13 protein-coding genes and 1 pseudogene are annotated in these 19464 nt (G+C 73.5%); 8 read left to right on the top strand and 6 right to left on the bottom strand.

Annotated features, from left to right (window positions below):
• Positions 1-144 precede the first annotated feature (144 nt).
• Positions 145-975, bottom strand: coding sequence for a TetR family transcriptional regulator (locus ABT129_RS16440; protein WP_351901350.1), 831 nt, complete (start codon positions 973-975; stop codon positions 145-147).
• Positions 976-1090: 115 nt separating this feature from the next.
• Positions 1091-2872: a 3-hydroxyacyl-CoA dehydrogenase family protein gene (locus ABT129_RS16435; protein WP_351901348.1), complete on the bottom strand. Its 1782-nt coding sequence runs from the start codon at positions 2870-2872 to the stop codon at positions 1091-1093.
• A 340-nt stretch (positions 2873-3212) separates the two neighbouring features.
• Between ABT129_RS16435 and ABT129_RS16430 the strand changes: the two genes are divergently transcribed.
• Positions 3213-3815, top strand: coding sequence for a HEAT repeat domain-containing protein (locus ABT129_RS16430; protein WP_351901346.1), 603 nt, complete (start codon positions 3213-3215; stop codon positions 3813-3815).
• Between the two features lie 60 nt (positions 3816-3875).
• On the opposite strand, the pseudogene ABT129_RS16425 reads toward ABT129_RS16430, so the two are convergent.
• The 3 genes and pseudogenes from ABT129_RS16425 to ABT129_RS16415 form a co-directional block, all read right to left on the bottom strand.
• Positions 3876-4274 (bottom strand): annotated as a pseudogene (locus tag ABT129_RS16425) (RidA family protein); the annotation flags it as partial.
• A gap of 124 nt (positions 4275-4398) precedes the next feature.
• On the bottom strand, positions 4399-6003 hold the full coding sequence (locus tag ABT129_RS16420; protein ID WP_351901344.1) for an alpha/beta hydrolase: 1605 nt from the start codon (positions 6001-6003) through the stop codon (positions 4399-4401).
• Positions 6004-6176: 173 nt separating this feature from the next.
• Positions 6177-7208, bottom strand: a complete 1032-nt coding sequence (locus ABT129_RS16415) for an Rv2578c family radical SAM protein (protein ID WP_351901342.1) — start codon at positions 7206-7208, stop codon at positions 6177-6179.
• A gap of 148 nt (positions 7209-7356) precedes the next feature.
• Between ABT129_RS16415 and ABT129_RS16410 the strand changes: the two genes are divergently transcribed.
• Both ABT129_RS16410 and ABT129_RS16405 read left to right on the top strand, forming a co-directional pair.
• On the top strand, positions 7357-7800 hold the full coding sequence (locus tag ABT129_RS16410) for an SRPBCC family protein (protein ID WP_351901340.1): 444 nt from the start codon (positions 7357-7359) through the stop codon (positions 7798-7800).
• A gap of 253 nt (positions 7801-8053) precedes the next feature.
• Positions 8054-10537: an MFS transporter gene (locus tag ABT129_RS16405; protein ID WP_351901365.1), complete on the top strand. Its 2484-nt coding sequence runs from the start codon at positions 8054-8056 to the stop codon at positions 10535-10537.
• 46 nt (positions 10538-10583) lie between these two features.
• On the opposite strand, the gene ABT129_RS16400 is transcribed toward ABT129_RS16405, so the two are convergent.
• The gene (locus ABT129_RS16400; RefSeq protein WP_351901338.1) at positions 10584-11843 is read right to left on the bottom strand and encodes a hypothetical protein; all 1260 of its coding nucleotides are present in this window, start codon (positions 11841-11843) and stop codon (positions 10584-10586) included.
• Between the two features lie 173 nt (positions 11844-12016).
• Here ABT129_RS16400 and ABT129_RS16395 point away from each other — a divergent pair, with 173 nt between their 5' ends.
• From ABT129_RS16395 to ABT129_RS16375, 5 genes are all read left to right on the top strand, one after another.
• Entirely contained in the window at positions 12017-13831 is a 1815-nt protein-coding gene (locus tag ABT129_RS16395) for a hypothetical protein (RefSeq protein ID WP_351901336.1), read from the top strand.
• A gap of 95 nt (positions 13832-13926) precedes the next feature.
• The gene (locus ABT129_RS16390) at positions 13927-14760 is read left to right on the top strand and encodes a M55 family metallopeptidase (RefSeq protein ID WP_351901334.1); all 834 of its coding nucleotides are present in this window, start codon (positions 13927-13929) and stop codon (positions 14758-14760) included.
• Positions 14753-16087 carry a M20/M25/M40 family metallo-hydrolase gene (locus ABT129_RS16385; RefSeq protein WP_351901332.1) on the top strand — a complete coding sequence of 445 codons (1335 nt, stop codon included), beginning with the start codon at positions 14753-14755 and terminating at the stop codon, positions 16085-16087. Before ABT129_RS16390 ends, ABT129_RS16385 begins: the two co-directional genes overlap by 8 nt.
• A 59-nt stretch (positions 16088-16146) precedes the next feature.
• Positions 16147-18150, top strand: coding sequence for a S9 family peptidase (locus tag ABT129_RS16380; protein ID WP_351901330.1), 2004 nt, complete (start codon positions 16147-16149; stop codon positions 18148-18150).
• Positions 18147-19226, top strand: coding sequence for a S66 peptidase family protein (locus tag ABT129_RS16375; RefSeq protein ID WP_351901328.1), 1080 nt, complete (start codon positions 18147-18149; stop codon positions 19224-19226). Before ABT129_RS16380 ends, ABT129_RS16375 begins: the two co-directional genes overlap by 4 nt.
• The last annotated feature ends 238 nt before the right edge of the window (positions 19227-19464 follow it).

Raw genomic sequence — 19464 nt, 5'->3', positions numbered from 1 at the left:
CCAATATCCTGTTCACTTATGAGGGTTTATCTAGCTAATCGACCCCCCCCACCGCCCTTAAGTGGTAGACCGAACAGGGGCCCGCCCCCCGTTCGGGGGGCGGCCCACGTCGTGGAAGGGGCCCGCAGGCCCTGGAGGGGCGGCTCAGGCCGTCCCGAGCGCCTGCTGGATCGTCCGCATGACCTCGTCGAGCGGGGCGTCCGTACGGGCCACCGCGACCACCACGTCACCCGTGGTGGAGGCCCGCACGGCCGGAGCCGGTTCGGCCTGCGGGGAGGAGGACGAGGAGGGGGCCGGCCGGCCCGCGCCTATCCCCGAGCCGAAGGTCTCCCGGACGATCGCGAAGGCGTGGTCCAGCTGGGACTCCACATCCCCCTGACCGCCCGCCCGCAGCCAGCGGCGCAGCACGTGGTTGTGGGCCGTCACGACCGCCGACGCCGCCACCTCGGCGAGCAGCGGGTCGTCGTTGCCGTCGTGGTGGTCGCGCTCGTCGAAGTGCCCCAGGAGGTACCGGGTGAACAGCCGCTCGTAGCGGGCCACCGAGGCGATCTCCCGCTCCCGCAGGGTCGGCACCTCACGCGTGAGCCGGTAGCGCTCCACGGAGACCGCCGGGGACCCCGCGTACATCTTCATGACTTCCTTGATGCCCCGGCACACCGTGTCCAGCGGGTGCTCGTGCGGCGGCGCCGCGTTCAGCACCGCCTCCGCCCGCACGAGGGTGTCGTCGTGGTCCGGGAAGATCGCCTCTTCCTTGGAGCGGAAGTGACGGAAGAAGGTCCGCCGCGCGACCCCCGCCGTGGCCGCGATCTCGTCGACCGTCGTGGCCTCGTACCCCTTGGTCGCGAAGAGCTCCATCGCGGCCGTGGCGAGCTCCCGGCGCATCTTGAGTCGCTGGGCGGCGGCACGAGTGCCCGCCGCGCTCTCCGGAGCGTCGGACGGGGACGTGGCACGGGGTGTCTTCGCGGCCTTGGGCATGGTCCGAACGTACTGCATCGGAGGGGGAGTGTGCCCAGGTGGGGGCGGTGAGAACCCCGGGACACCGACGGTGCCCGGGGGACTCAGCAGACCGCCCCAGCCGGTCGCTCCGGGATCAGCGTCGGGCATATTCGCGGAAGCCGCGCCCCGTCTTGCGGCCCAGGCAGCCCGCCGCCACCAGGTGCTCCAGGAGGGGGGCCGGGGCGAGACCCGGGTCGCGGAACTCGCGGTGCAGCACCTGCTCGATCGCGAGCGAGACGTCCAGGCCGACCACGTCCAGCAGCTCGAACGGCCCCATCGGGTAGCCGCCGCCCAGCTTCATCGCCGCGTCGATGTCGTCCAGGGTCGCGTAGTGCTCCTGGACCATCTTGATCGCGTTGTTCAGGTACGGGAAGAGCAGCGCGTTCACGATGAAGCCGGCGCGGTCGCCGCAGTCCACCGGGTGCTTGCGGATCCGCGTGGTGACCTCGCGCACGGTGGCGTGGACGTCGTCGCCGGTCAGCACCGTACGGACGATCTCGACCAGCTTCATCGCGGGCGCCGGGTTGAAGAAGTGCATCCCGATGACGTCCTGCGGGCGCGAGGTGGCGCGGGCGCACGCCACGACCGGCAGCGAGGAGGTCGTGGTGGCCAGCACCGCACCCGGCTTGCAGATCTTGTCGAGGCGCGCGAACAGCTCCTGCTTGATCTCCAGGTCCTCGGCGACCGCCTCGACCGCCAGGTCGACCTCGGCGAAGGCGTCGAGCGTGCCCGCCGGGGTGATCAGGGCCAGCGTCGTGTCGCGCGCCTCGCCGGTCATCCGGCCCTTGTCGACCGAGCGGGCCAGCGACTTGGCGATCCGGGCCTTGGCCGTGTCCGCCTTCTCCTGCGAACGGGCGGCGAGGACGACCTCGTACCCGGCCTTGGCGAAGACCTCGGCGATGCCCGAGGCCATGGTGCCCGAGCCGGCGACGCCGACCGAGCGGACCTCACGGCCGGCACCGGCCTCCGCCGCGCCGAGCGGGGTCAGCGCGTCCCGCACCACCTCGCCGGAGCCCGGCGCCTCGTACGTGTAGAAGCCGCGGCCCGACTTGCGACCGGTCAGACCGGCCTCGCTGAGCTGCTTGAGGATCGGGGCGGGGGCGTGCAGCCGGTCGTGCGAGTCCGCGTACATGGCCTCCAGGACCGTACGGGCCGTGTCGACGCCGATCAGGTCGAGCAGCGCCAGCGGACCCATGGGAAGGCCGCAGCCCAGCCGCATGGCCGCGTCGATGTCCTCACGGGAGGCGTACTTGGCCTCGTACATGGCGGCGGCCTGGTTCAGGTAGCCGAAGAGCAGCCCGTCCGCGATGAACCCGGCCCGGTCGCCGACCGCCACCGGCTCCTTGCCGAGGTCCTGCGCGAGCCGGGTGACGGCGTCGACGGCCCGCGGGTCGGTCAGCACCGAGGAGACCACCTCGACCAGCTTCATGGCCTGGACCGGGGTGAAGAAGTGCAGGCCGAGGACGCGCTCGGGGTGCGCCGAGTCGGCGGCGAGCCGGGTCACGGAGAGCGCGTTCGTCCCGGTGGCCAGGATCGTGCCGGGCCGGACGATCCCGTCCAGGGCCCGGAAGACCTCGTGCTTCGCCTCGTACGACTCGGGCACGACCTCGATCACGAGGTCCGCGTCGGCGGCCGCCTGGAGGTCGGAGAAGGTACGGAAGCGGGCCAGGACGTCCTGCCGCTCCTCCTCGGTGATCCGCTCGCGGGCCACCGCACGGGCGGTGGAGGCCTCCAGGGCGGCGACGGCCTGGGCGGCGGCGGTGTCGCTGATGTCGATGCCGATGACCTCGCGGCCGGCCCGGACGAGGACGTCGGCGATGCCGGTGCCCATGGTGCCGAGACCGACGACGGCGATGGTGGAGAGAGGGGTGTCCATCAGGGGACTCCAGAGGAAGAGTGACGACTGAGGGCAGTGCGAGAGCGGTGCGCGCGGGTGGTGCCGCGGAATTGCACGAAGAGGGAAGTCGCGCGGGAGATCACACGGGAGAAGGCCCGAAAGAAAGGGCGGTGCCCGGTGAAAAGGGGCGACGGACTCTGTCCCGGAGCCACGTCGAACTGCCGAACCGACGAAACGCCCACAACGGCTGCGTCACCAGGCCGTTGTGAGAAGTGCGGGTGGTGTGTCCCGCTCACCTGAGACTAACCGGCGGGTAACGAGCGCGCCAGTCCCGGGAAGTTGAGAAAATGTGATCTGGATCGCGGATAGGCTCGGATTCATGGAATGCGCCGAGGATCCGGAATTCTGCTCGATGATCGATCGATTGCGGGACGAGATCGAGAATGACTCCGGAGCGGTCCCGACGGCATTCGAACATCTCGCGGAAACGGCCGACCCCGAGGAACTCCACCGCGTCCTCACCGCACCCGGCCGGCCCCTCTGGGCCCGTGAGATCGCCGCCTACGCCCTCGGCGTCGCCGGCGACCCCCGCGCCTTCGAGGCGCTCGTGCTCTTCCTCAACCACCGCGACCCCGAGCGCTGCGTCACGGCCGCGCACGCCCTGACCCGGCTCGGCGACCCGCGCACCGCCCGCGCGGCCGCCACCCTCGCCACCAACGAACTCCGCGTCGCCTACGCCCTGGTGCCGATCAGGCTGCTCGCCGACCTCCGCGCCCCCGAGTCCGTCCCCGCCCTGATCACCGTCCTCGAACGCCGCCGGCCGGCCGGCGACCCCCACTGGCGCGTCGGCCTCGCCTGTGTCGAGGGCCTCGGCGCCCTCGGCGACCCCCGGGCCCGCCCCGCGCTGGAGGCCGTCCTCCCGCACCCCCGGCTGGGCGCCGCGGCCGCACGGTCACTGGGACGGCTCGGCACCGCCCACTGACCGCAGACGGGGGCGGGAGCCGGTCTCGGTCCGGCCGTCCGCGCCGGCGTCCTGCCGCCGCTCGGGAACGAGGGCGAACGCCTCGATCTCCACGAGCAGTTCGGGGCGGACGAGCGCCGCCACCTGCACCGCGGAGCTCGCCGGCAGCGGCGCCCCCGCGAAGTGGGCGTCCCGGGCCTCCCGTATCGCGGGCAGATGGGCCACGTCCGTGACGAAGTAGGTCAGCTTCACCACGTCCCCGAACCCGGCGCCCGCCGCGGCGAGGCAGCGCTCCAGGTTCGCGAAGACCTGACGGGCCTGCGCCACCGCGTCCCCCACCCCGACCACCGCGCCGGAGGCGTCGAACGCGCACTGGCCGGATATCGCGACGAAGCGGCCCGTCCCCCACACGACGTGGCTGTACTGCGGGGTGGGGGCGATGCCGTCGGGAGCGGGGACGTGGGTGAGGTGGCTCGTCATGTCCCACATCCTCGCGCACGGCACTGACAGTGCCCGCGACCCCGGGGTCGCGGGCACCTCTCCGCTGTCCGTCCGCCGACCCGGTACGTCGTGCGTCGACGTGGTCCCCGTCGAGGGGCGTGGGTCAGCGGACGTGGCCGAGGAGCCCGTGCAGGGCGGTCCCGTCCCTCTTCGTGTCCTTCTTCGCGTCCTTCTCCGCGGCCCGGGTCGCGGGCTCCGGCTCCGGGTCCGGCAGCGTGGCGCAGACCGCGTCCACCTCGGCGTCGCCCTCACCGCGCGGGACCGTGCCCGTGGCGAGGTAGGTGGTGAGGTGCTCGTCCATGCAGGCGTTCCCGCCGAGGGTCACCCCGTGGTTCCCGCCGCCCTCCTCCACGACCAGGCTGGAGCCGCGCATCAGACGGTGCAGGGCGACCCCGCCCTCGTACGGCGTCGCCGCGTCGTCCGTCGCCTGGAGGACGAGGACCGGCGGCACCTGGTCGTTGCTGACGTCCGGCGGGGTCAGCGAGTCCACCGGCCAGAAGGCGCAGGGCGCGTTGTACCAGGCGTTGTTCCAGGTGGAGAAGGGCGCCTTCGCGTGCACGTCCCAGCTGTCCTTGCGCCAGACGTTCCAGTCGCGGGGCCAGCCCGCGTCCCGGCACTGCACGGCCGTGTAGACCGAGTAACCGTTGTCGGCGGCGGCGTCCGCCTCGCCGTACAGCTCGTACGCCTCCTCCAGCGGCACCGCGTCCGCGTCGTTGACGTACGCGGAGAACGCCTTCGCGAGGCGGGGCCAGTAGCCGTTGTAGTACCCGCCGGGCAGGAAGGTGTCCTCCAGCTCGCCCGGTCCGACCTTCCCGCCGGCCGGAGCGGCGCGCAGCGCGTCGCGCATCCGGTACCAGGCCGCCTCGACCGCCGCCGGGTCGGTGCCCAGCTCGTACACGGCGTCCTGCTCGGCCACCCACGCCATGAACGCCTTGTGGCGGGTGTCGAAGGCGTAGTCCTGCGCGATGTTGTCCTCGTACCAGACACCGTGCGGGTTGACGACGGAGTCGAGCGCCATGCGCCGCACCCGGTCCGGGTACAGGCGCGCGTAGACGGCTCCCAGGTAGGTGCCGTACGAGTAGCCGAGGTAGTTGATCTTCGGGGCGCCGAGGGCGCGGCGGATGACGTCCAGGTCCCGGGCGGTGCTGACGGTGTCGATGTACGGCAGCACGTCCGCGTACTTCTTGCCGCAGGCCGAGGCGAAGGCCTGGGCCCGCTCGACGGCCGCCCGCTCGTCCGCGGCGCCGCCCGGCACCGAGTCCGGGCGGACCGGCGCGAAGTGACCGGGCCGGCAGTCGAGCGCGGGCTCGCTCTTGCCGACCCCGCGCGGGTCGAAGCCGATGACGTCGTACTCGGCGGCCACCTTCGCCGGCAGCGAGGCCGCCACGTACCCGGCCATGCCGCGGCCGCTGCCCCCGGGGCCGCCCGGGTTCACCAGGAGCGGCCCCTGGAAGTTCTTCGCGGTGTGCTGGACCCGGGTGAGGGCGAGCGTGACGGTCCGGCCGGCCGGGTCGTCGTGGTTGAGCGGCACCTTCAGGGAGGCGCACTGGAGCTTCGGGTACGCCTTGGTGGCGCAGTCGGTCCAGGCGAGCGGGAGGAGCGGACGGGGGGTCGGTTCACCGGCGCCGGCGGGCGTGGCGGGCAGGACGGTGACCGTCCCGGCGACCAGCGCTCCTGCGGCGATCAGCATTCCTGCGCGTGGAGTCATGGGGCGTTTGTGTCCCGTGCGGGGCACGGCGGGACCTGTTTCGCCCAGAGTTGACCCGAACAGAGGAGGATCCGACGGCGTGTCAGGCGTGCTGTTGACCCGTCAGGGGGGTTCGTCGGTGTCGGTGTCGGTGTCGGTGTCGGTGTCGGTGTCGGCGTCCGTCCGCCGATCCGTCAGAGCAGGGTGAGCTGCTCCGGGGCCGTCGCCGTCTCCGGTTCCTCGGGCAGGGGTGTCCGGCGCGCCCCTCCCCGGTGGGCCGGACCGATGCCGAACTCGGCTGCCAGTTCGTGCACCTGACGGGTGATCCGGCGCTGGTACCAGGTCGGCGCGTAGGCCCCGTCCCCGTACATCCGCTCGTACCGCCCCACCAGGCCGGGGTGGTGGCGCCGCAGCCACTGTGCGAACCACTCGCGGGCGCCCGGCCGCAGATGGAGCACGAGGGGGGTGACCGAACTCGCCCCCGCCTCGGCTATCGCGCGCACGGTGTCGCGCAGCTGCTCGGGCCGGTCGCCGAGGAAGGGGACCACGGGGGCCATCAGGACCCCGCAGTCGATGCCGTGCTCGCCGAGTGCGCGCACCACGTCGAGGCGGCGCTGGGGGGAGGGGGTGCCGGGTTCGATCGTGCGCCACAGCTCCTGGTCGGTGAAGCCGACGGAGACGGAGATGCCGACCTCGGTGACCTCGGCGGCCTGGGTGAGCAGCTCCAGGTCGCGCAGGATCAGGGTGCCCTTGGTGAGGATGGAGAAGGGGTTGGCGTGGTCGCGCAGGGCCGTGAGGATGCCCGGCATCAGCCGGTAGCGGCCCTCGGCCCGCTGGTAGCAGTCGACGTTGGTGCCCATCGCGATGTGCGCGCCCTGCCAGCGGGCGGAGGCGAGCTGGCGGGCCAGTACCTCCGGGGCGTTGATCTTGACGACGATCTGGGAGTCGAACCCGAGTCCGGTGTCGAGGTCGAGATAGCTGTGCGTCCTGCGGGCGAAGCAGTACACGCACGCGTGCGTGCAGCCCCGGTACGGGTTGACCGTCCACTCGAACGGCATCCGTGAGGCGCCCGGCACCCGGTTGAGGATCGAGCGGGCCCGTACCTCGTGGAAGGTGATGCCCCGGAACTCCGGGGTGTCGAAGGTACGGGTGGTCACCGCGTCCGTTCCGAACAGGGTGATGTCGGCGGGAGCGGCAGGGGTGTCGCCCAGATTGTCCCAGCGCATGGACGCCTCCTCGGTGGCTCTGCTTCGGCCGTTCGATCAGAATAGAACACATGTTCCCTTGATTGCCGCAACCCGGATTTCGCGCCCCGGAGCCCACGTGGTTCGCTTGGCCCACACCCCCTGAGGAACCACGAGCTGGAGGAAGTCAATGGCGCAGGTCGAGGCCACCACGGAACGGATCATCGCCGCGGACGCGGAGACGGTGTTCGACGCGCTGGCCGACTACAGCGGCACGCGCGCGAAGCTGCTCCCCGAGCACTTCAGCGAGTACGAGGTGCGCGAGGGCGGCGACGGCGAGGGCACCCTCGTCCACTGGAAGCTCCAGGCCACCAGCAAGCGCGTCCGCGACTGCCTCCTGGAGGTCACCGAGCCCACCGACGGCCAGCTCGTCGAGAAGGACCGCAACTCCTCCATGGTCACCACCTGGGTCGTGACCCCCGCCGGCGAGGGCAAGTCCCGTGCCGTGGTCACCACCGTCTGGGACGGCGCCACCGGCGTCGGCGGCTTCTTCGAGCGGACCTTCGCGCCCAAGGGCCTCGGCCGGATCTACGACGCCGTTCTCGCCAAGCTGGCGGACGAGGTCGAGAAGTAACGCCCGGAGCGTTCACCGATTCGAGTGGATCGCCCGCACCCCCCGTACCGGCGCCGCGTGCGCCGGGGGGCGCGGGCCTTCTCGTAAACGCGCTGATGAGCGACCCAAGTGCGCCGTGGCACGGGCCCGTTCACCGGCCCGGACGCCACTGACCTCCCGTACCGCCCGACTTGCTCCCGCTTCGCGCCCAATGCGAAGAATGGCGCGGCGCAGACGCCGCGACGAGGGGAGCAGATCCGTGGGCGCGATCACGATGGCGAAACACACCGAAGGTGCCGCGGGCGGCGAAGGCACCTCGCCCACCGAGGGCGCGGAGCCGCTCGCCCCGGGCGCCCCGCCCGCAGGCGTCGCGCCCCCGCCCGACTCCGGACCGGCCGACCACCTCGATCCCCGGCGGGTCCGGCTCGTCTTCTGCGGCCTGATGCTCGCGCTGCTCCTCGCCGCGCTGGAGCAGATGATCGTCGCCACCGCCCTGCCGAAGATCGTCGGCGAACTCCAGGGCCTCGACCGGATGTCCTGGGCGATCACCGCCTACCTGCTGACCTCCACCATCGGCCTGCCGATCTACGGGAAGCTCGGCGACCTCCTCGGCCGCAAGGGCGTCTTCCTCTTCGCCATCGTCGTCTTCGTCATCGGCTCCGGCCTCGCGGGCTGGTCCCGCAGCATGGACGAACTCATCGCCTTCCGCGCGATCCAGGGCATCGGCGCCGGCGGCCTGATGATCGGCGTCCAGGCGATCATCGCCGACATCGTCCCCGCCCGGGAGCGCGGCCGGTACATGGGCCTGATCGGCGCCGCCTTCGGCCTCGCCTCCGTCGCGGGCCCCCTCCTCGGCGGCTTCTTCACCGACCACGTCTCCTGGCGCTGGTGCTTCTACTTCAACGTGCCCTTCGGGCTCGTCACCCTCGCCGTCGTCGCCGTCGTCCTCAAACTCCCCAAGCCCACGGCACGCGCGCGGTTCGACGTCCTCGGCGCCCTGCTCCTCGCCGCCGCCTCCACCTGCCTGGTCCTGCTCACCAGCTGGGGCGGCACCGAGTACGCCTGGGACTCCCGCGTCGTCCTCGCCCTCGCCTGCGGCGCCGCCGGAACGACCCTGCTCTTCCTCGTCGTCGAGCACTTCGCACCCGAACCGCTCATCCCGCTCCGGCTGTTCCGCGACCCGGTCTTCACCGTCACCGCGCTCGTCGGCGCGGTCGTCGGCATCGCGCTCTTCGGCGCCGCCAGCTACCTCCCCAGCTTCCTGCAGATGGTCGAGGGGGCCAGCGCCACCGAGTCCGGCCTGCTGATGCTCCCCCTCATGGGCGGGATCGTCCTCGCCTCCGTCGTCTCCGGCCAGCTCATCAGCCGCACCGGCCGCTACCGGATCTACCCGGTGGCCGGCGGAGCCCTCTCCGTCCTCGGCATGTGGCTGCTCTCCCGGATGGACATCGACACCCCGCGCCTCCAGCACAGCCTCTGGCAGGCCGTCCTCGGCACCGGCATCGGCCTCGTCATGCCGGTCCTCGTCCTCGCCGTGCAGAACTCCGTGCGCCCCGCCGACCTCGGCACCGCCACCAGCGCCCACACCTACTTCCGCCAGATCGGCGGCAGCGTGGGCGCCGCCGTCTTCGGCACCCTCTTCGCCTCCCGGCTCGACGACGCGCTCGGCGACCGGCTCGCCGGCGTCCTGTCCGGCGGCCCGACCGCCCTGCCGCCCGCCGAGTCGATCACCCCGCAGACGGTGCACACCCTGCCGCCCGCCCTGCGCGACGCCTACATCCAGGCGTACGCGGACGCGATGCCGCGGATCTTCCTCTACCTCGTGCCGGTCCTCGTACTCGGCCTCGTCCTCGCCTTCTTCCTCAAGGAGAAACCGCTGGTGTCCCACCACAGCCCCACCACCGAGGCCACCGACGCGGACGGCTTCGGCGGCGTCCAGGCCGTCCCGCACGCCCGCCACGCGGCCCCCGCGCCCGCCGCCCCGGCGGCCCCGCCGCACTCCGGGCTCCCCGTCTGCGGCACCGTCCAGCACCACGACGGCAGCCGCGTCCCCCGGGCCGCCCTCACCCTCATCGACGTCCAGGGGAGGCAGGTCGGCCGCGGCGCCAGCGGCGAGGACGGACGGTACGCGCTGAGCGTCCCCGGCAGCGGCGCGTACGTCCTGATCGCGGCGGCCGGCGGACACCAGCCCCAGGCCGTCTCCGTCACCGTCGGCGACCGGCCGATCGACCTCGACGTCGTCCTCGGCGGCGCCGGGCGGCTCGCGGGCAGCGTCGTCACCGCCGACGGGACGCCCGTACGGGACGCGGCCGTCACCCTCACCGACGTACGCGGCGAGGTCGTCGCCTCCACCCGCAGCGGACGCGAGGGCGGGTACGTCATCTCCGAACTGGTCGCGGGCGAGTACACCCTCGCCGCCAGCGCCCCCGCCTTCCGGCCCGCCGCGCTCCCGGTGAGCGTCCAGTCCTCCCGCGAGACCCGCCAGGACATCGAACTGGCCGGCGGCGCGGTCCTGCGCGGCACGGTGCGGGCCGGCGGCGGGCGCCCCGTCGAGGACGCCCGTGTCACCCTGCTCGACGCCGCGGGCAACGTCGTCGACACCCTCACCACCGGGGCCGACGGCACCTTCCGGTTCGTGGACCTGTCCTCCGGCGAGTACACGGTCATCGCCGCCGGCTACCCGCCGGTCGCGACCGTCCTCCAGATGGCCGGCGGAGGCCGCACCGAGCGCGACCTCCAGCTCGGCCACCAGGACTGACCGGCCGCCCCCGGAAGGGGGCCGTCAGGGGAGCGGGACGTGGTCGTCAGGGGGTGGTCGTCGCCTTGCGCAGCGCGCTGATGCAGGTGCCGATCGCCTCCTGGAGGGCTTCGAGGCGCTGGAGCATGTCGGCCTCGTAGATGTCCTCCTCCATCACCTCGTCGAGCGTCAGCTCCTCGAAGACCTTCGTCGCCTTCTGCAGGCTGTTGTAGAACTTCGTCCGCCGCTCCTGCACGCGCAGCGCCGGATCCTCCTCGACGGCCCTGGCGACCAGGCCCTTCACCGCGTCGTAGGCCTCGCCGGCCCACTCGCCCGCCTCCTCGGAGTCGTCGAGCTCGTCGAGGAGGGACAGGTGCCGCTCCGCCTCGGCGCGCAGCTCGGCCGGCGCCTCCACGGTCTGCCCGGCGGGGGTCTTGATCTGGCCGTTCTCGACGATCTGGCGGACGTACCCGATGCGGTCGGCGGCCTTCGCCTCGCTCGCCACCGCCTTCTTCAGGTCGTCGGTGCGCGCGATGGCGCGGGCCATCTCGGTCTGGAGGGCAGGGTCCTCCCGCATCCGGTCGAGCAGCGCGCCGCGCGCCGCCTCGGCCGTCCCCGGGTCGGCGAGGATCGCGGCCCGCAGCGCCGTCGGGTTCTCGGCGACCTCCAGGGCCTTCGTCGGCCGGATGCCCTCGGCCTCGGCCGCCGCGCTGATCGCCTGGCCGCGCACGGAGGTCGCGCTGTTGCGCGAGGTGTAGTACGAGAGCCAGACGTCCGCGTCCGGCAGCTCGATCTCCTCGCCCGGGACGAGCACCTCGAACTGGGGGACGAGACCGTCGTCGGCCGCCATGTCCCAGGCCTTGTAGTACCGCATGACCCGCTCGGGGGAGCACCCCGCGAGCCGGGCGAAGGCCTTCGCGGAGACCTTCGTCGCCGCCGTCCCCTCGGCGGGCTGACCGCCGGGCCGTACGCTCCGCGCCACCTTCAGCGCGAAGGTCCAGCCGCCGGTCCGGGCGTAGACCCCGAAGTCCAGGGCGTCCCGCACGACGACGGGGTCGAGGTCCGCAGCGGGAGCGAGGTCGGCGGGGTCGGGATCGTCCTCGGCCGCGAGCTCGGCGGCCTCCCGGGCCTCCGGGGCCTCGTCCGCCGGGATCTCCGGGGACTCCGCCTCCGGAGCCGTGTCCTCCGGGACCGCCTGCGTCTGCGGCTCCGGCTGCTGCACCCAGAACTCGCCCGCCGCGTCCGGCCGCTCCACCGTCGGGGACGGGGGATCGGCGGGCGCGGGGACGGTCGAGGAGGTGTCGGACGGGTCGAGGGCGATGGTCACCGAGAGCACTCCGGAAGGTCGGGTACGAGAACTGCGGCCGACAGCCTATACGCACCTCTTGGTGAAGTTTCGCCCGATTCGGAACAATCGGGCACCGGAAAACCGATGGCGCGGCGGGCGGCCGGGGGACAGGATGCCGCCATGACCTACCGAAACGAGTCCCACCCCGCGCGATGAGCGCACCGTACGAGCGCCCGACGCTCGCACCCTCCCTGTACGCGTACGCCGAGGGCCTGCGCGCCTCCGCCCCCGACGCCCCACTGCCCCACGGCGGGCTGCCCCTGCCGGACGGCGCCTACCCACCACACGACCCGGCCGGCGGCCCTGATGGCTCCGGCGGCTCTCGCGGTCCCGGAGGCCTCGGCGTCCGGGAGTCCCGTCTCGCCGTCACCGCGCTCCTCCTCCGCCTCCTGGCCGACCCGGACCCCGAGCGCGCCGCCGTGGAACTGGAGCGGATGCTCGCCGCGACCCCCGTCCAGGAGAGGGACGTCTTCCACGCCGTCACCGATCTGCCGCCTCCCGGCGATCCCGACGCTCTGGACCGGGCCCGCACCCTCGGACGGTGCCTGACCCGTCACGGGACGACCGTCCACGCCGTTGCCGCCGGGCTCGGACTCCTGGCCCGGCACGGCGAGCCCGAGGACGTGCCCCACCTGCGCGTCCTCGGGCTCCTCGCCGGGCTCGACCGCCAGGTCGTCACGGTCCTGGACCCCCTGGACCGCAAGGCCTCCGCGCTGGTGTGGCTCGTCCACCGGACCCGGAGAACCGAACCGCGCGGCTTCGTCGACGCGCTGGTCGCAGGGGACGAGACGACCGCCGCCGAACTGCTCCTGTCCCTCCCGACCTCACCCCGGGGCCTCGGCCCCGAGCACGCGCGCCGCATCGCGGAGGCTGTCGGCCTGCCCACGCTCCTCCGCCGGGAGCCGGACCGCCCCGACCTCCTCGCCCAGGCCCTGCGCCTCCTCACCCGCATGGGCAGCGGCCGGAACTACGAGGCCGAGATCTGCCGGTACGACGATGCCGTCACCCTGTACGAGACGGTGGCCGCCCGCGCCCACGAGCTGCCCCCGCTCCTCGGCCACCAGGCCCGCCTGGTCACGCTCGCCCTCGGCCTGCACAGCGGCGCCGCACACCTCCTGCCCTGGCCACCGGGGCGCAGACGGGACGTGATGGCCCTCCTCCTCGGCGCCGTGCGGGAGCCCGGGACCGCCACGGACCGGGACGACCTCCGGCGGGCCGACTGGATCCGCCGTACCGCACGGCGGCTCCGTGCCACCCGGCCCGTGGAACCGTCCGGCGCACCCCGGCTGCGGATCGAGGTCGCCGTCGCCGACCCCGGCGACCCGGACGTCGTCGAGACCCGCTTCCTCGTCGACGGGCGCCCCCTGGTCCCGGAGGCCTTCGGACGGGGGCCCGGCGAATCGCCCGAGCAGCTCCTGGCGAGCGGCGCCCTGCGGGCCCGACCCGAACCCCGGGAGGTGCGGCTCGCCGAGGCGTACTGCACCGAGGGCTGCTGCGGCGCCCTGTACGTCACCGTGCGGCGCGAGGGCGCGCACGTCGTCTGGGACGGCTGGCGACGCCCGTCCGGACCCGCGCGCGGATCGCCGGAGACCCCCGCGTACCGCTTCGACGCCGATGCGTACGACGCCGAGATCGCCCGCGCCGAGCGGGACCGGAGCTGGATCTGGCCGGCCCGCCGCACCGCCTGGCTGATCAGCGCGGGGCTGCGCGAGCGGCCCGGACTGCTCACCCGGTGGGGGCTGCGCCGGGGGTGGATCTCCACGGACTTCCGGGAACCGGACACCACCGTGGTCACCTTCGACGGCCCGCCCCTGACCGCCGACGGCACCCCCGACACGGACCGGCCGGTACGCCAGTACCTCTGGCGTCTCGCCGACGACGGAACCCCGCCCGAGGAGCGGGCGGCGGCCGCCCTCCGCCGTCTGGCGGAGGAGGACCCCAGGGGGTATCCGGAACCGCCGGGGTGATCCGTACGCCGTCCCGGTGAGCGTCAGTGGTCCACTCCAACGACGGTTTTCCACAGGGGTGGTGACGCCGCCGGGCGGCGCGTACGGTGCCAGACATGAAGATCCTCATCAGCGCCGACATGGAGGGCGCGACCGGTGTGACCTGGCCCGCCGACGTCCTGCCCGGCACGCCCCAGTGGGAGCGGTGCCGCGCGATGTTCACCTCGGACGTGAACGCCGCGGCGCTGGGCTTCTTCGACGGCGGCGCCGACGAGGTCCTCGTCAACGAGGCGCACTGGTCCATGCGGAACCTGCTCCTGGAGCGGCTCGACGAGCGGGTCGAGATGCTGACCGGGCGCCACAAGTCCCTCTCCATGGTCGAGGGCGTCCAGCACGGGGACGTCGACGGCATCGCCTTCGTCGGCTACCACACCGGCGCCGGGACCGAGGGCGTCCTCGCGCACACCTACCTCGCCAACTCCATCACCGGCGTCTGGCTCGACGGCGAGCGCGCGAGCGAGGGACTGCTCAACGCCCACGTGGTCGCGGAGTACGGCGTTCCCGTCGTCCTCGTCACCGGGGACGACCTCACCTGCGAGGACGCCCTGGGATACGCCCCGGAGGCGCCCAAGGTCGCCGTCAAGGACTACGTCTCGCGGTACGCGGCCGTGTGCCGGACCCCCGCCAGAACCGCCTCCGACATCCGGGCGGCGGCGAAGACCGGAACCGCGCTCGCCGTGCGCCACGCACCGGTCCGGGGCGGCCCCTTCACCGTGGAGCTGGAGTTCGACGCCGAGCACCTGGGCGCCGCCGCCACGGTGGTTCCCGGCGTGGCGCGGAGCGGAGAGCGCCGTGTCACGTACACCAGCGAGACCATGTACGAGGCAATTCGCACGTTCAAGGCGGTCACGACCATCGTCTCGGCCGCGGTGGAGGAGCAGTATGGCTGAGGAGGTCCGGAGCCCGGACACGACAGCGCTCGACGAGGTGGTCACCTTCACCTCCGAGCTCATCCGAATCGACACCACCAACCGGGGCGGCGGCGACTGCCGCGAGCGGCCCGCCGCCGAGTACGTCGCCGAGCGGCTCGCCGCCGCCGGGATCGAACCCACCCTCCTGGAGCGGACCCCCGGCCGCACCAACGTCGTGGCGCGCATCCCCGGCACCGACCCCTCCGCCGAGGCGCTCCTCGTCCACGGCCATCTGGACGTGGTGCCCGCCGACCCCGCCGAGTGGACCGTCCACCCCTTCTCCGGTGAGATCCGCGACGGCGTGGTGTGGGGGCGCGGCGCCGTCGACATGAAGAACATGGACGCGATGGTCCTGGCCGTCGTCCGCTCCTGGGCCCGGCAGGGCGTCCGGCCGCGCCGCGACATCGTCCTCGCCTACACCGCGGACGAGGAGGCCAGCGCCGAGGACGGCTCGGGCTTCCTCGCCGACCGGCACGCCGCGCTCTTCGAGGGCTGTACGGAGGGGATCAGCGAGTCCGGGGCGTTCAGCTTCCATCCGCAGCCCGGCACCACCCTCTACCCGATCGCCGCGGGGGAGCGGGGCACCGCCTGGCTCAAACTGACCGCCCACGGGCGGGCCGGCCACGGCTCCAAGGTGAACACGGCCAACGCCGTCACGCGCCTCGCCGACGCGGTCGCCCGGATCGGCTCGCACGCCTGGCCGGTCCGGCTCACCACGACCGTCCGCGCCGCCCTCGCCGAACTCGCCGCGCTGCAGGGCCTCGACGTCGACACGAGCGCGCCCGACCTCGACGTCGACCTCCTCCTCGACAAGCTCGGACCCGCCGCCGAGTTCGTCCGGCCGACCGTGCGCAACAGCACGAACCCGACGATGCTCGAAGCCGGCTACAAGGTCAACGTGATCCCCGGCCAGGCCGTCGCGTACATCGACGGGCGGACCCTGCCGGGCACCGAGGAGGAGTTCGCCGCGACCATGGACCGGCTCACCGGGCCGGACGTGGAGTGGGAGTTCCACCACCGCGAGGTCGCCCTGGAAGCCCCCGTGGACTCGCCGACCTTCGCCAAACTGCGGGCCGCCGTCGAGCGCTTCGACCCCGCGGGGCACGTCGTGCCGTTCACCATGTCCGGCGGCACGGACGCCAAGCAGTTCTCCCGGCTCGGCATCACCGGCTACGGCTTCTCGCCGCTCCGGCTGCCCCCGGACCTCGACTACGGCGCCCTCTTCCACGGCGTCGACGAACGCGTCCCCGTGGACGCCCTGCACTTCGGCGTCCGGGTCCTCGACCACTATCTGAGGTCGGCGTAGGTACGGTGTCGGCGGAGAACGACGACAGTCCGCGCACCACCGTGACAGGGGGAGTCGAGATGGCCACGACCACGGCCGCCCACGGCAGTTGGCCGTCACCCGTCGACGCGAAGCTCGCCGCGGCCCACGACGGACGGCCCGAGTACCTCGGCGCCGTCGACGACGAACTCTGGTGGACCGCGCCCCGCCCCGCCGAGGGCGGCCGGCGCGCCCTGGTGCGGCGGCGCGCCGACGGCACGGAGGAGAGCCTCCTGCCCGCCCCGTGGAACGTCCGCAGCCGCGTCGTCGAGTACGGCGGCCGGCCCTGGGCGGCGGTCGCACGGCCGGCGGGCGGACCGTTCGCCGTGTTCAGCCACTTCCCGGACCAGCGGCTGTACGCGTACGAGCCCGACGCCGCCCCCGGCGCGGAGCCGCGGCCCCTCACCCCCGTCTCCGGGATCGGAGGCGGGCTGCGCTGGGTGGACCCGGTGATCCACCCGGACCGGGGCGAGGTGTGGTGCGTCCTCGAGGAGTTCACCGGACCCGCGCCGACCGATGTGCGCCGGGTGCTCGCCGCCGTACCGCTCGACGGATCGGCGGCCGAGGACCGTACGGCGGTGCGCGAACTCTCCGACGGACGGCACCGGTTCCTGACCGGACCCCGGCTCTCCCCGGACGGACTGCGGGCGGCCTGGATCGCCTGGGACCACCCCCGGATGCCCTGGGACGGCACCGAGGTCCAGCTCGCCGAAGTCGCCCCGGACGGCACCTTCCACGGCGCCCGGACCGTCGTGGGCGGGCCCGCCGAGTCGGTCCCGCAGATCGAGTGGGACGCGGCGGGACGCCTCCTCCTCGCCAGCGACCGCACCGGCTGGTGGAACCTCTACCGCGCGGAGGTCTCCCCGGACGGAGACGTGGGCGAAGCACACCCGCTCTGCCCCCGCGCCGAGGAGTTCGGCGGCCCGCTCTGGAAGATCGGTCTGAACTGGTTCACGCCCCTGGAGAACGGGCTGATCGCCGTCGTCCACGGCAAGGGCACCACGGCCCTCGGCATCCTCGACCCCGAGCGCGGCACGCTCGTCGACGCCGTCGGGCCCTGGACCGAGTGGGCCGCGACGCTCGCCGCCCACGGCACCCGGGCCGTCGGCCTCGCCGCCGGCCCGCACACCTCGTACGAACTCGTCGAACTCGACACCCGCACCGGCCGCACCCGGGTCGTCGGCGCCGCGCACACCGACGCCGTCGACCCCGCCCACCACCCCGAGCCCCACGTCCGTACGTTCACCGGGCCCGGCGGCCGGGAGATCCACGCCCAGGTCTACCCGCCCCACCACCCCGGGTTCACCGGGCCCGAGGGCGAACTGCCGCCCTATGTGATCTGGGCCCACGGCGGTCCCACCGGACACGCGCCGCTCGTCCTCGACCTGGAGATCACCTACTTCACCTCGCGGGGCATCGGGGTCGCCGAGGTCAACTACGGCGGCTCGACCGGATACGGCAGGGAGTACCGGGAGCGACTGCGCGAGCAGTGGGGCGTCGTCGACGTCGAGGACTGCGCGGCCGTCGCCCGGTCGCTCGCCGCCGAGGGCACCGCCGACCCGGCCCGGCTCGCCGTGCGCGGCGGCAGCGCGGGCGGCTGGACGACCGCGGCCTCGCTGGTCACCACCGACGTGTACGCCTGCGGCACGATCATCTACCCCATCCTCGACCTGCGCGGCTGGGCGACCGACGAGACCCACGACTTCGAGTCCCAGTACCTCCGGGGCCTCGTCGGCTCGATCGACGAGGTGCCCGCCCGCTACAAGGAACGCTCCCCGATCGAGCACGTCGACCGCGTCACCGTCCCCTTCCTGCTCCTCCAGGGGCTCGACGACGTCATCTGTCCGCCCGCGCAGGCCGAGCGCTTCCTCGCCCGCACGGCCGGCCGGGGCGTCCCGCACGCCTACCTCGCCTTCGAGGGCGAAGGCCACGGCTTCCGCAGGGCGGACACGATGGTGCGTGCCCTGGAGGCCGAACTCGCCCTGTACGCACGGATCTTCGGCTTCAGCCGGCCGGACGTGCCCGACCTGGAGTACCGCACATGACCGTGCCCGATCCCGATGCCGACCGCGTGCCCGAGGCCGAGGCCGAGGCCGATCGTGTGGACGGTCGTGACGGTCCGTCCGCGCCTGATCGTGCGCCAGGGTCCGACCGTGCGCCCGGGGCCGATCCCGCCGCCGGGCGCCCGCCGCGCGTCGGGCCGCTCACCCGGCCCGGCCGGCTGCGGCCCGGGGCGCGGGTCGCCGTCGTCGCGCCCAGCGGGCCCGTCCCCGAGGAGCGCCTCCGCGCGGGGCTCGACATCCTGCGCGGCTGGGGACTCGACCCCGTCGTCGCCCCGCACGTCCTGGACGTCCACCCCACCCTCGATCACCTCGCGGGCGCCGACCGGGCCCGTGCCCAGGACCTGACGGAGGCCTGGTGCGACCCCACCGTCTCCGCCGTCATCTGCGCGCGCGGCGGATTCGGGGCGCAGCGGATGGTCGACCTCGTCGACTGGCGGGCGATCAGGGCGGCCGGGCCCAAGGTGTTCGTCGGCTACAGCGACGTCACCGCCCTGCACGAGGCCTTCGCCGTCCGGACCGGATACGCGACCCTGCACGGTCCGATGGTCGCCGCGGGCACCTTCCTCTCGGACCCGCGCACCCGGGAGTCTCTGCGGGCCACCCTGTTCGAGCCCGAGTCGGTGCGGACGCTCGGCCTGGAGACGGCACGGGCCCTGGTGCCGGGCCGGGCCCGGGGGGTCACGCTCGGCGGCTGCGCCAGCCTCCTCGCCGCCGACCTCGGCACCCCGCACGGCCGGCCCTCGGCCCGCGGGGGGATGCTGCTCCTGGAGGACGTGGGAGAGGAGCCGTACCGGCTCGACCGCGTCCTCACCCAGCTGGTCCGCTCCGGGTGGCTCGACGGGGTCACCGGCATCGGGCTGGGCTCCTGGTCCGAGTGCGGGCCCTACGAGGAGGTGCGGGCGGTGCTGGCCGACCGGTTGGGCGGTCTCGGGGTGCCCGTGGTGGAGGAGATGGGGTTCGGGCACAGCGAGACGGCGCTGACCGTGCCGCTCGGGGTGCCCGGGGTGCTCGACGCGGAGGAGGGCACGCTCACCCTCGACGTACCGGCCCTGCGGTGAGCCACGGACCCGTACGGTGTCACGGACCTGTGTCGGACCGGGGTCCCGCGCTGAGTCTGCGCTGAGCCACCGACCCGCGGCGGGCCGGGGTCCCGCGCTGGGGCACATTCCCGCGCCGGGGCGGGCCGGACGGGGCGTCGGGCGTTCCCTTCACTGAATCTCCGTCAACAACCTTTGTTCGGTGCATTGACGGGCCATGACACGTGTCACACCATGGGCGCTGCCCGGGTGCCTACCC

The sequence above is a fragment of the Streptomyces sp. NPDC002057 genome (assembly GCF_040296665.1).
In the GTDB taxonomy this organism is placed as follows: domain Bacteria; phylum Actinomycetota; class Actinomycetes; order Streptomycetales; family Streptomycetaceae; genus Streptomyces.
Note: the sequence above shows the minus strand (reverse complement) of the source record. Positions and strands in the feature narration are given on the sequence as shown.

Excerpts from the sequence above, each read along its gene's own strand:
- ABT129_RS16415 (WP_351901342.1), bottom strand. The coding sequence starts at position 7,208 with ATGCGCTGGGACAATCTGGGCGACACCCCTGCCGCTCCCGCCGACATC.
- ABT129_RS16420 (WP_351901344.1), bottom strand. The coding sequence starts at position 6,003 with ATGACTCCACGCGCAGGAATGCTGATCGCCGCAGGAGCGCTGGTCGCC.
- ABT129_RS16390 (WP_351901334.1), top strand. The coding sequence starts at position 13,927 with ATGAAGATCCTCATCAGCGCCGACATGGAGGGCGCGACCGGTGTGACC.
- ABT129_RS16440 (WP_351901350.1), bottom strand. The coding sequence starts at position 975 with ATGCCCAAGGCCGCGAAGACACCCCGTGCCACGTCCCCGTCCGACGCT.
- ABT129_RS16435 (WP_351901348.1), bottom strand. The coding sequence starts at position 2,872 with ATGGACACCCCTCTCTCCACCATCGCCGTCGTCGGTCTCGGCACCATG.
- ABT129_RS16395 (WP_351901336.1), top strand. The coding sequence starts at position 12,017 with ATGAGCGCACCGTACGAGCGCCCGACGCTCGCACCCTCCCTGTACGCG.
- ABT129_RS16375 (WP_351901328.1), top strand. The coding sequence starts at position 18,147 with ATGACCGTGCCCGATCCCGATGCCGACCGCGTGCCCGAGGCCGAGGCC.
- ABT129_RS16380 (WP_351901330.1), top strand. The coding sequence starts at position 16,147 with ATGGCCACGACCACGGCCGCCCACGGCAGTTGGCCGTCACCCGTCGAC.
- ABT129_RS16410 (WP_351901340.1), top strand. The coding sequence starts at position 7,357 with ATGGCGCAGGTCGAGGCCACCACGGAACGGATCATCGCCGCGGACGCG.
- ABT129_RS16385 (WP_351901332.1), top strand. The coding sequence starts at position 14,753 with ATGGCTGAGGAGGTCCGGAGCCCGGACACGACAGCGCTCGACGAGGTG.
- ABT129_RS16430 (WP_351901346.1), top strand. The coding sequence starts at position 3,213 with ATGGAATGCGCCGAGGATCCGGAATTCTGCTCGATGATCGATCGATTG.
- ABT129_RS16405 (WP_351901365.1), top strand. The coding sequence starts at position 8,054 with ATGGCGAAACACACCGAAGGTGCCGCGGGCGGCGAAGGCACCTCGCCC.